The sequence below is a fragment of the Trichlorobacter sp. genome, assembly GCF_034008105.1.
Lineage (GTDB): Bacteria > Desulfobacterota > Desulfuromonadia > Geobacterales > Pseudopelobacteraceae > Trichlorobacter.
Window position 1 is genome coordinate 1 of sequence record NZ_JAVEPN010000027.1, and the last position, 11540, is coordinate 11540.

Consider the following 11540-nt stretch of genomic DNA (forward strand, 5'->3'; position numbering starts at 1 on the left):
CAAATGATTGGTACCATTCCTTATGGTTATAACAATGGAAGTGATGCGTTTGCTAGTATGTACAACGTTTATACTAATGTACCTGCTTCGATTGCCAAAACCTTTGATGCTTCGGGTAGTCATGAATGGGGCATGATTGGTAGCGAGGGTGTTGAAGTATTTAGTGACTTTGGTGATTTTTCAAGTTCTACCAGTACGGACTTTGCTCTCGATCCCGCCATTTGGACATTAGCTGACGGGGCGATGCCTCACCTTGCCCATTTTGGTGAAACAGCTTTAACGATGGGACCAGAGGTCGAAGCAAGTGTCTCTAAATCTTCGATTCTTGTTGCGGAAGTAGCAACAGTTACCGCTACTTTAAAGAATTCGGAAGAAGTTCCCACTTGGTCGTTTGTCGCTTCTGAAGGTTATGCTAGCGTGGCAACAATTGTCCAAGATAGCGTCGAAGCAAATAAATTCAATGTGACCGGTGTCGCTCTTGGAACGATTACGGTTAAGATTGTTGCGACAATTGGCGGTGTCGATTATGAATCAAGCGAATTAACGTTTAACGTCATTGAGGAAGGTAGTTATGAAATACCAACTGACGCTGTTGAAATTTCCACTTATGCGGAATTTATCGCTTTCTTCGATGGATCAGCCGCTAATACAACGAAAAATGCCGTTTTAACCGCAGATATCGTTGGTGATAATACCCTACGTGGATTTGGCATGGCCGGCGAATATAGCGGTATTTTTGAAGGTCAAGGACATACCATTTCCAATTATAAAACAAGCCAAGGGTTATTTAATATTCTCGGTGCAACAGCCGAAGTGCGCAATGTTAATTTTGAACTCAATCATACAGGTTCCGGATTTGGGACAATTGCCTATCAAAATAATGGTCTTATTAGTAACTGCCAAATTACCGTCACAATTGATGGGGCACAAAACACTTTTGGTGGAGTTACCTTAGTCGGAACCAGTGGCACATTTGTTGATTGCCATGTGAGTTTTATTATCAATAATAGTCAATGCAACACCCTCTATCCGATTTGTCAAAACGATGGCACAGTCGATATCACTAATTGTTCTTATTCATTTGCTGGTAGCGATGGTAGCGCGATTATGTTTTCGACTTCCAATACTAATATCACACTCGTTGTATAAAAAGGAGATTATATGAAAACGAAATTTACTATTATTTTAGGTCTAGCAGCTTTATTAGCTTTAAGTGGTTGTAACGGGGATAGTAACCTTAGTCAAGATTCGTTAACCTCAGGTGATGGATCAAATCTCACTTCGACGATAGATGAATTAGCCCCTCAACCCGGCGAAGAAATCTATGAAGACAAGCTTATTTATGATTTAGGAGCCGAAGCGCCATATAACGTTTCTGTTCGTGTTGAACTCGACCAAGAAATTAGCGGTGTTCGCTCCGGTCGGGTCCGGGCATTAGACACAGAATTCGCTTATAACGAAGGTGTTTTGACCCTTGCTGGAAGTTTCTTATCGCAAATCGGCAGTGGTGAAAAAGATCTTGAACTTACTCTAGCCGATCAATCGCTGGAAAATGTTCCCGCTATTTTTGCTACCAAAGTAATTAAAACCGCGCAAGAATTTCAAGATATCAATAATAATTTAACGGGTATCTATGTCTTAGGAAACGATATTGATTTAGGCACTATCGCTTACTTCCAACCTTTAGGCTATTTCTATGATGAAACAAATATCAATAACGAATATTTCCACGGCATTCTCGAAGGCAATGGACATACTGTAAGTAATGCACGTGTCTACTATGCTTCGAGTACGACAAGTTCCGAAGATGCTTACTATGGTGACTCGATGTTTACTGATCCGGCTCATCAAAGTGGAAACAACATCGGTTTATTTCAAATTATCGGAAGTAGCGGTATTGTTCGTAATGTGCATTTTGATAGTATTCGTGTTCGGGCAAGAACCATTGCTGGCGTGATTGCCGGCAATAACTCTGGCCTAATTGAAAACTGCTTAGTAACTAATTCGAAAGTCCAAATGGGAACCCATTTCTATGATAACGATTGCAATGCCGGTGGTGTTGTTGGCATCGTAGCCGCTAGTGGCATTATTCGTAATACCGTCACTTTAATGGGGTCGGGTGACATTACGTTACCAAACACTTTTATGGATTATAGCGATGACTATGTCGGTAAAGTGGGGAATGGTTGGGATCACTCTGCTGATCCGAATAACACTGATCCGTGGTGGCAATTTGCCAATGTTGATCGTCCATTAATGAGTTACGATGAAAATGGTGAAAATCCAGTTGATACTGGCACCAAAGAAATCGATAGCAATGGCAGTCGTTCCAATGGTATGTATGCCTTTGCTGGTAAAACATGGGGTTTAATTGAAAATAGTTTTGCTCTTGGATACACAATTACCCCGTATGAAAGTACAGCTCGTCTGATTAACTTCACACAGACCCATCTTACTTCGCTTAAGCCAAAAAGCGGCGTAACCGATATGGGAAGTGTAACTAATTCTGGGACAAAAACAATGGAAGAACTCCAACAAGCAAGTTTATATGCCGATTACGATCCAAACATTTGGGAAATCGTTGACGGTTATGATCCAGAACTTCAATCACCAATTATTCATTTCACTTTAGCTGAATAGAACTAATTTTGCTTTTCTAAACACGAAGACGTTCGTGTTAAAAAATTTATAGGAAAGGAGGTAATAAAAATATGCTTAAAAAGAAATCTTCAATTATTGCGCTTGCGACTTTACTTATCGTAGCAGGATCACTCTATGTCATTGATTATGAATATGGATCACCTGCTAACGCGGAGCTTGTTAGTCAGTTATCAACCGGCGAATATGTCGTTACTTATACAGCTGGTGATGCGCAGCAAGATTCTTATGGTTGGTACTTGCCATCGGCCTTCGGCTATAAAATCTATTTTGCTGCCGATAATGGTATGAGCGGTATTACTTTTGGAACATCATCAGATACATATTTATATAAGGCGACAAATGGTGGTCATATTCGTTGGAATAATATGGAAACGCCACGTGATGGCGCCGGTAGTCTTAATGCCAATGGTTTTAAGACTTTAAGAAAAATTTCCGCGACATGGAATGAAGTTTATACTGGCGGAACAATTGTAGGTGTTTCACTGAATGCTTATGGGGGTGACTTTGCTGGTGGCCAAATAACTACTAATGGCGGAACCATCACTGATACTGTTGTCGGATGTACTAATACTTATTTTAATCACGCTTGGAATGGTGGTTCAAATGGCGGAGCACCAATCGAGATTACGAGTCTGACAATTACTTATACGTGTTGATAAGATTAGTTTTTAGCTAAAAACTACACAACTAGCGGAAGGGACTGACCCTGACGAGGATTGTCCCTTCCCTTATTTATTGAAAAGGGAGTAGATTTTGATGGTCAAATATTATTATAAAGATAAAACTTTCGTGCTTGAAGATTATCAAAACGCCAAAACGTTTTCGAGTTTTTTACCAGCAATTGCTGGCGAAGATGGCCGACCTTTGTGGGCGTTTTTTGCCAATGTTGGTCAATGTCTTGGTGGATTTGGTGTCAATAATCGCGAAACACCGATTACCCCATTTGATTCAGCGACTTTAGCCTATCAGAATATTCCCCTTAAATCCTTTCGGACGTTTATTAAAGTCGATAATCAAATATTTAGTCCGTTTTTTCAGCCACAAGTGACACAAACAATGTTTATTAATCAGGCGAATTTTTCTATTGTGGAAACCAGCCCTTATTTTACAATCAAGATTACCTACTCAAGTGTTCCTCATGCTTCGTATAGTGCCCTTATTCGTAAAGTTGAAATTACTAATATAACTGATGTATCGCGGAATTATGCATTTGTCGATGGATTACCGATTATATTTCCTTATGGTCTTTCCAATAACGTTTACAAAGAACTTGTTTCCTTAATGGCCGCTTATTGTGAAGTTCATAACATGGATCAAAGAGCTCCTTTTATCAAATTTAAAACCTCAACAAGCGACAATCCGATGGTATCACTCATTGAAAATGGCAATGGTTATCTTAGTTTTGATCAAAACGGCCAACGTTTGGCCAATATCGTTGATATTCGAAATGTATTTGGTCACAATCTAGCTTTATTACACCCTGACCAATTTCAAAATCTCACGTATGCTGATTTTGCTCAGCAACCCCAACAAATTGAAAACAAAATGCCTTGTGCATTTTCTCATAATGAAATTATGCTAGCGCCCGGTGCCACCTATACTTTTTATTCATTGTTTGGCTCTTTTGATAGTCTTTCGGCCTTTAATGATGTTGTTGATCATCTGCTTCCCGCTAGTATCGAATCCATGATTGAAGAAAGCGAAAAATTAATTGACCAGTTAATCAAACCTGCGACCAGCAAAACCGGTCTTCCCTTGTTTGATAAATACATTAAGCAAACCTTCCTCGACAATGGTTTGCGCGGTGGCTTTCCGACGGTTCTTAACGACTTGAATGGGGGGAAAGTATATTATATTTATTCCCGTAAACACGGAGATATGGAACGGGATTACAATGCTTTTCAAATCCCTAATCGCTACTATTCAAGCGGTCCAGGAAATTTCCGTGATGTCAATCAAAATCGAAGGAATGACTTGTTTTTTTACCCATTTGTTAAAGACTATAACATTCATCAATTCTTTTCATTGATTCAAATTGACGGTCATAATCCATTGAACATTTGCCCACCAGTATTTTGTATTAATGATAGTTTTGACTTTCATCTACTTGACACATGTAAAGAGCCCCTTAAAAGCAAAATTATCGCCTTAACGAAACGGTATGAGCCGAGTGAACTTTTTACATTAATGATGCAGTACAAAAAATGTTTTAATGGTGATACGCATGACCTTTTCAGTAAAATTTTGAGCGCTTCAAAACAAGAGTATGCAGCGAATTTTGCCGAAGGTTATTGGATTGATCATTGGACGTATAATGTTGACTTGATTGAAAACTATGTCAGCATTTATCCCGATGAGATGGAAACATTATTATTTAAATCTGATTATCGATATTTTTATTCACCAATTTACATTGAACCTCGCGCTGAAAAATATGTTCTCTTGCCTGATGGTCGTGTGCGGCAATATGGAGCCATCGATTTAAATAAAGCCAAGAGAAAAGCTGTACACCAAGAGACCACACTGACCACCACGGATTGGTTAAAGGATGTAAATGGAAATATTGTGCAAACGACATTAGCTAGCAAGTTATTTAACCTTGTACTCATTAAGTTTGCTACGCTTGATTCATCTGGAATTGGTATCGAAATGGAAGCGGAAAAACCTGGTTGGAATGATGCGATGAACGGACTGCCTGGATTATTCTCAAGTGGCGTTTCCGAAACCGTTGAGCTCTTACGCTTACTAAGAATTACACGCGATTTATTTTATAAATATGCGGATCGCTCAATTACCATGTTTACCGAACAATTTAATCTTTTAAAACGTGTAAAAACCTATTTAGAAGCCCTTTTTGTCGGTGAAATTGATCAATTTACTTATTGGAACTTTGTTGCGGAAGCTCGCGAAAACTTCCGTTTATATGTTCAAGATGGAATTCAAGGAACATATGAACTAGTTAGACTAGATGAACTTGTTAAAGTTCTGAATTCCTTTGAAAATGTCTTGAATAAAGGTTTGCAAAAAGCAAAAATTATTGGTGACGGAATACTTCCAAGTTATCTTAGTTACCAAGTCAAAGATTTTGAATTAACTGGTCACACTAATCATCTAGGTTATCCGACAGTAAGAGTCAAAAGTTTCGAAATATTACCAATTCCCGCATTTTTAGAGGCAAGCGCACGCGCCTATAAACTCCATGATCAACTATTGTGGCATGATGATCATCAAAGAATTCAGGCGAGTGATTTATATGATCACCATTTACATTTCTATAAAACATCTGTTGATTTAACTCACGCTTCCTTTGAAATTGGGCGCGTGCGTGCTTTTACTAAGGGATGGTTAGAACGCGAATGTAATTTCTTACATATGAGTTACAAATATTTACTCGGATTGTTGCGTGCTGGATTATATGAAGATTTTTACAAAGAGATAAAAACGAATTTAGTAATGTTTATGGATCCGGCCGTTTATGGACGTAATCCAATTGAAAACAGTTCCTTTATTGTTCCGACATGTAATCCTGATCGGAGTTTTCATGGTCAAGGATTTTTTGCGCGGTTAACTGGCGCTAATGCCGAAATGCTCGATATATATATTCGGATGTTTGCTGGTGATCACATTTTTATTGAAGATAGCGGCGTTTTGAAGTTTAATCTTCAACCAGTTTTAAGCAATGAGTTTTTTGATGAAAATAATCAAGTTCAATTCACTCTTTTTGGTAATGTTCAAATCACGTATGAAAATCCAGAACGTTTGAATTGTTATCAACCGTATAAGATTACCTATCAAGTTAATAATTGCGATTATGCAGAAATCACAGGTTCATTAGCACTAGCGATTCGGCAAGGAAAAATTTCAAATATAAAAGCAATAATAAGGAGTACTTCAAAATGAAAAAGAAATTATTATTTTTACCGCTAACATTATTAGTTCTTGCAAGTTGCGATTTCGCTTTTGCTTCAATCAACTCAGAAGAGGACATTTCATCAGCAACGTCACAACTTGATAACACATCAACCGAAGGTAGCATTATCGATGATTCGACTTCTAGCGTCCCAACAAGTGATGATAAAGAACGGGCAGGTTTTAGTTTGCTTTGGGAAGATGAATTTACCACCGCTAGTCTTGATACGAACAATTGGAGTTACATGTTTGGCAATGGAGCCGATTACGGCATAGTTAATTGGGGAAATAATGAAGCCCAATGGTACAAACGAGAAAATGCCACTATTAGAGATGGTAAACTTGTCATTACCGCTGCTCGAGAACAAGTAGGGGGCTATCAATATACTTCTGCAAGAATTCGTACCGCTGGGAAAATTTCCACTACTTATGGACGAATTGAAGCCCGTATGTCTTTGCCTGAAGTTGATGGTATGTGGCCGGCATTTTGGATGCTACCTGAAGATAATTTTTATGGTGGATGGCCATATAGCGGCGAAATCGACATCATGGAAAATCGCGGACGCGAATATGATATTACAAGCGGCGCTTTACATTTTGGTGCTCCACATCAATATATAAGTAGAAACCGCATTTTACGGGATGACACAATTAGTGATTACCATACCTACGCATTAGAATGGGAAGAAACGGAAATGCGCTGGTATGTTGATGATTTTAATTTTATGACAATTACTGAAGAACAGTGGTTTTCTTCCACTGCTAATGAAACGGATAATCCTTATGCACCATTTGATCAAGATTTTCATATTTTATTAAATATGGCCGTTGGTGGTAATTTTTCAGGAGGCGTCTTACCACCAGATGATTTTGAATTTGCAGAAATGCTAATTGAATATGTCCGTATTTATCAAGCCGAGTAATGGAGGAATCGATATGAATGAAGAAAAAGTTTCGAAAAAAAACACGCTGGAAGAGCGCCAACCTTTTATTTCTTTAGTGCAAGCCAATAAAATTTATGCACATGGCGTTCAAGCGGTTTATGATTTTAGTTTAGATATTTTTGAGCGTGAATTTGTCGTTTTTGTTGGACCTTCCGGTTGTGGTAAATCAACAACATTACGGATGATAGCCGGATTAGAAGATATTACTTCTGGCGAATTATACATTGATGGTGTTTTTGCTAATAATCTTGAACCTAAAGACCGCGAGGTATCAATGGTTTTTCAGTCTTATGCCTTATATCCTCACATGACAGTATATAAAAATTTAGCTTTTGGTCTTGAAACCCGTCATGTTCCCCGTGATGAAATTGATGAACGCATTAAACAAGCGGCAAAAATATTGGAAATTGAACCGTATCTGGAACGGCGGCCACGGGCATTATCTGGTGGACAAATGCAACGGGTCGCATTAGGACGGGCGATTGTACGGAAAGCCAAAGTTTTTCTTATGGATGAACCGCTATCCAACCTCGACGCTAAACTTCGCGTTCAAATGCGGAGTGAATTAGTGAAGTTACATCGGCAGCTTGGTTCAACAACGATTTATGTTACGCACGATCAAACCGAAGCGATGACGATGGCAACGCGTATTGTTGTTATGAAAGATGGGCGTATTCAACAAGTCGGAACACCGAAAGAGATATATGATCATCCAGCCAATGTTTTTGTTTCCAAGTTTATTGGCTCACCCGCGATGAATGTTTTAACAGTGACCTACAAAGAAGGAACAATTGTTTTTAATAATGGCCATAGTATAAAATTACCAGCGAAAATTGTTGAAATGCATGATTATATTTATTCAGCGCAGCACACACACACTATGCATTTTGGAATTCGCCCAGAAGATATTATTCAAGAAGGTTATCCAACATTAGCCAAAGAATTATCCAAACCATTAGCGGTGGAAATCAAACTAGCTGAATTACTTGGTAATGAATATTATGCCCACGCGGATTTTGATAATGAACCAATTATCGCTAAAATTCCCGCAGGAAAAGATATCTTTGAAGGTGATCAAATTAATCTATGTTTTGATATGGATAAAATTCATCTTTTTGATATAGAAAGTGGATTAAGTATCGAAAAAATGCAGGAGGATAAAAAGCATGATGAAAAAAAGTAAACTAATTGTTTTATCAAGCGTTTTGTTAACGCTAGTTACTGGTTGTGGTGATGGCAGTTCCACTATTTCATCGGAAAGTGAATCCATAACGGTTTCGGATTCATCGATTAGCGAAAGTGAATCAAGTGGATCGCTTTCAACCGAAGAATCAACTAGTACAACAACATCTGAACCAGCGAGTTCAGAAACGAGTAGTGAAACTTCAAACTCTGAAGAAATTAGTAGTTCCGAATATAGTATCCCTTCAACAAGCGAAGACCCGAGCTCCGAAGATCCGGTCGAACCAGGTTCTATTGGTGAAATTCAAGGACTCGAGCCAGCAATTGTCATTGTTGGTCATTATTTTAATCCATTAAAAGGAGTAAAAATTTATTCAACTACGGGAATTGATATTACCCGCTTTGTTGATATAATCGGTTCAGTAGATTATGGAACACTTGGTAATTACACACTTAATTACCGTATTGAGTATGCGGGTGAAACACAAAATATAACTCGCAATGTCGTTGTGCAAAATGGCACATATGTGCCACCGACATCGAGCAAGATAATTAACTCACAAACAAAAATCGCTGTTGATAGCGGTAGTTATCGCTCAGGTAATGCTTCAGATATCGCTCATCCCAAGCAACCTGCTTATTTAGAAGCGGATTTATTGGATAAACCCGTGCCCACAAATGGTTGGTGGACGACGCTTATTAGTGAAAATTATGGTGCGGGAAATGGCATCTTCTTAAATCCGTTACGCTCATCTATCGGTAACTACGGAGTCGAAATCACTAATCGCGGTGAAGGATTTGTTCAATATTGGGATATCGGTGACTATCCAACGATGGCCCAATTCACTCCACACTACCAAGATTTAAAATTAAAAGCTGGTACTTTAGCAACAACCTCCATTTCCAAAGTGATTGATTATTCTGATAATAACGTTAAAGTAGCGATGCGTAATCTAAATTCATCGGAAGATGAAATGATTATTACATATACACAAGGAAGTCCTTATGTCTTTACGGAATATAAAAACAAAAATGATATTCGATTGTTAGTTGATAACCGTGGTGTTGACAACTATCAATATTTTACTCTTGATGGCACACCTGTAACTAGTTCATATACTGGTAATGCGATAATTGTGAAAATGGTGAAAAGGCATATTGGCTATATTACCTCTTTACCAAATATTGTTGGCGGTGCTACGTATGAAGACCGCTATTTTGTGGTTAATGCGCCGGATAGCACAACATTCACACTCTCCAACTCTGTTCATCCAGCTGGCTATCTCGATACAATAACGATGGACTTAGGATCTGGTAATTATGTTTCTGTCGCTGCTATTAATAATTTAACCGAGGCGTCTTTTTATCATCAAAACGGCTATGCTTTTATGGCGGCTTCAAATATTGATTACACAGTTGATCGAGAGCAAAGTTCAGTAACAACCTTTTTTGAAAATAATGTGCAATACATGCGTACTAGTGATGTTAACACGGGTGTCTTAGCCTTATTGCCTCATCAATATAAAGTTAGTGATGCAACATTAACTAGTTATCAAACACGAACAATACGCGGAACACTAAAAATGATGCTTGGTGATCGATTTACCACTGAACTTAATTTCCGTGGGATTCTCCCAAGCTATACTTTACCGACGAATGCCGCTTTTAATGAAGCTGATGTAGTTAGTTATCTCGCTCATCTTGATCAAGGAACGGAAATTCTTGATTATTACGAGGAAGGCGGCAAAAACTTTATTGATGCGCCCGGACCATATTGGAATGCAAAGGCTTTATATCCCCTTTCTCAAGGGCTAATCATTGCCGCGCAAATTGGTGAAACAACGCATAAAGCGAGTTTTATTAACAAATTGAAAACTCGTTTAATTGACTGGTTTACCTATGATGAAACCAATAGTGAAGATCGCTATTTATATTACAATCAAACATGGAATTCGCTTTATTACTCGAATAATGATTTCGGCACTGCATCGGAATTAACAGATCACCATTTTACCCATGGTTATCTTGTTTATGCCGCTAGTGTATTATCGATGTTTGATCAAGATTTCTTTAATCAGTATCACGCGATAGTTGCCTTACTATTAAAAGATTATATGAATTACAATTCAACAGATAAATTTGCCCCATTTTTACGTTCATTCGATGGTTGGGCCGGCCATTCTTGGGCCCATGGATATGGGTCATTTGCTGATGGTAACAATCAAGAATCTTCAGGAGAAGCACTTAATTCTTGGGCAGCCGGATACTTCTTTGGCTTAGCTCTCGGAAACAACAGTTTGATTGATGCCGCAATCTATGGTTATACAACCGAACTTTATTCAATTAAACAATATTGGTTTAATTATGATAATGATAATTGGAAAGCAGAATACGCTGCTAATGCTTCGGTCGCGGGAATGATTTGGGGTGCGAAAACGGATTATGCTACCTGGTTTGGTGCAAATCCAACATTTATTTATGGTATTCATTGGTTACCAACTGGAGAATATCTTTCCTCTTATGCATTAGGCACGGCTGATCGCAACAAATTGACTAGCATTTATCAAAAATATTTACAAGCCGTTGGAGGAGCTCCTAATACGTGGTATTCCAATATGTGGGCAATCCAAGCATTAATTGATCCAAGTGCCGCCCTTAGTAATTTTAATGCCAACATGATTAAAAATGATGATTATCCAAATGAACTGGTCGGCGCCTATTGGATGGTTAATGCCCTCCAAACCTTGCAAATGCATAGTGCTTCCGCTTGGATGGAAATTGAACAAAAAGTCGCAGCCAGTATTTATGATAATGGAAGCGATGAAATAGCTTTACTCTGGAATG

7 protein-coding genes are annotated in these 11540 nt (G+C 38.4%); all 7 read left to right on the forward strand.

Annotated elements, in window-relative coordinates:
* On the forward strand, nucleotides 1-1149 hold a 1149-nt coding region (locus RBQ93_RS12075), incomplete at its 5' end, for a hypothetical protein (RefSeq protein ID WP_320372370.1).
* Between the two features lie 12 nt (nucleotides 1150-1161).
* Nucleotides 1162-2640, forward strand: coding sequence for a hypothetical protein (locus RBQ93_RS12080; RefSeq protein ID WP_320372371.1), 1479 nt, complete (start codon nucleotides 1162-1164; stop codon nucleotides 2638-2640).
* A gap of 71 nt (nucleotides 2641-2711) precedes the next feature.
* Entirely contained in the window at nucleotides 2712-3317 is a 606-nt protein-coding gene (locus RBQ93_RS12085; protein WP_320372372.1) for a hypothetical protein, read from the forward strand.
* Nucleotides 3318-3417: 100 nt separating this feature from the next.
* Entirely contained in the window at nucleotides 3418-6561 is a 3144-nt protein-coding gene (locus RBQ93_RS12090) for a hypothetical protein (protein WP_320372373.1), read from the forward strand.
* Nucleotides 6558-7493 (forward strand): glycoside hydrolase family 16 protein, encoded by a 936-nt coding sequence (locus RBQ93_RS12095; RefSeq protein WP_320372374.1) that lies wholly within the window; start codon nucleotides 6558-6560, stop codon nucleotides 7491-7493. Before RBQ93_RS12090 ends, RBQ93_RS12095 begins: the two co-directional genes overlap by 4 nt.
* Before the next feature lie 13 nt (nucleotides 7494-7506).
* Nucleotides 7507-8697, forward strand: a complete 1191-nt coding sequence (locus RBQ93_RS12100; RefSeq protein ID WP_320372375.1) for a sn-glycerol-3-phosphate ABC transporter ATP-binding protein UgpC — start codon at nucleotides 7507-7509, stop codon at nucleotides 8695-8697.
* Nucleotides 8681-11540 (forward strand): glycosyl hydrolase (locus tag RBQ93_RS12105; RefSeq protein ID WP_320372376.1); only part of this gene is annotated, 2860 nt, incomplete at its 3' end. The genes RBQ93_RS12100 and RBQ93_RS12105, both read left to right, overlap by 17 nt.

What these genes read in the sequence shown, in the direction of transcription:
- RBQ93_RS12100 (WP_320372375.1), top strand. Translation starts at nt 7,507, where the DNA reads ATGAATGAAGAAAAAGTTTCGAAAAAAAACACGCTGGAAGAGCGCCAA.
- RBQ93_RS12095 (WP_320372374.1), top strand. Translation starts at nt 6,558, where the DNA reads ATGAAAAAGAAATTATTATTTTTACCGCTAACATTATTAGTTCTTGCA.
- RBQ93_RS12080 (WP_320372371.1), top strand. Translation starts at nt 1,162, where the DNA reads ATGAAAACGAAATTTACTATTATTTTAGGTCTAGCAGCTTTATTAGCT.
- RBQ93_RS12090 (WP_320372373.1), top strand. Translation starts at nt 3,418, where the DNA reads ATGGTCAAATATTATTATAAAGATAAAACTTTCGTGCTTGAAGATTAT.
- RBQ93_RS12085 (WP_320372372.1), top strand. Translation starts at nt 2,712, where the DNA reads ATGCTTAAAAAGAAATCTTCAATTATTGCGCTTGCGACTTTACTTATC.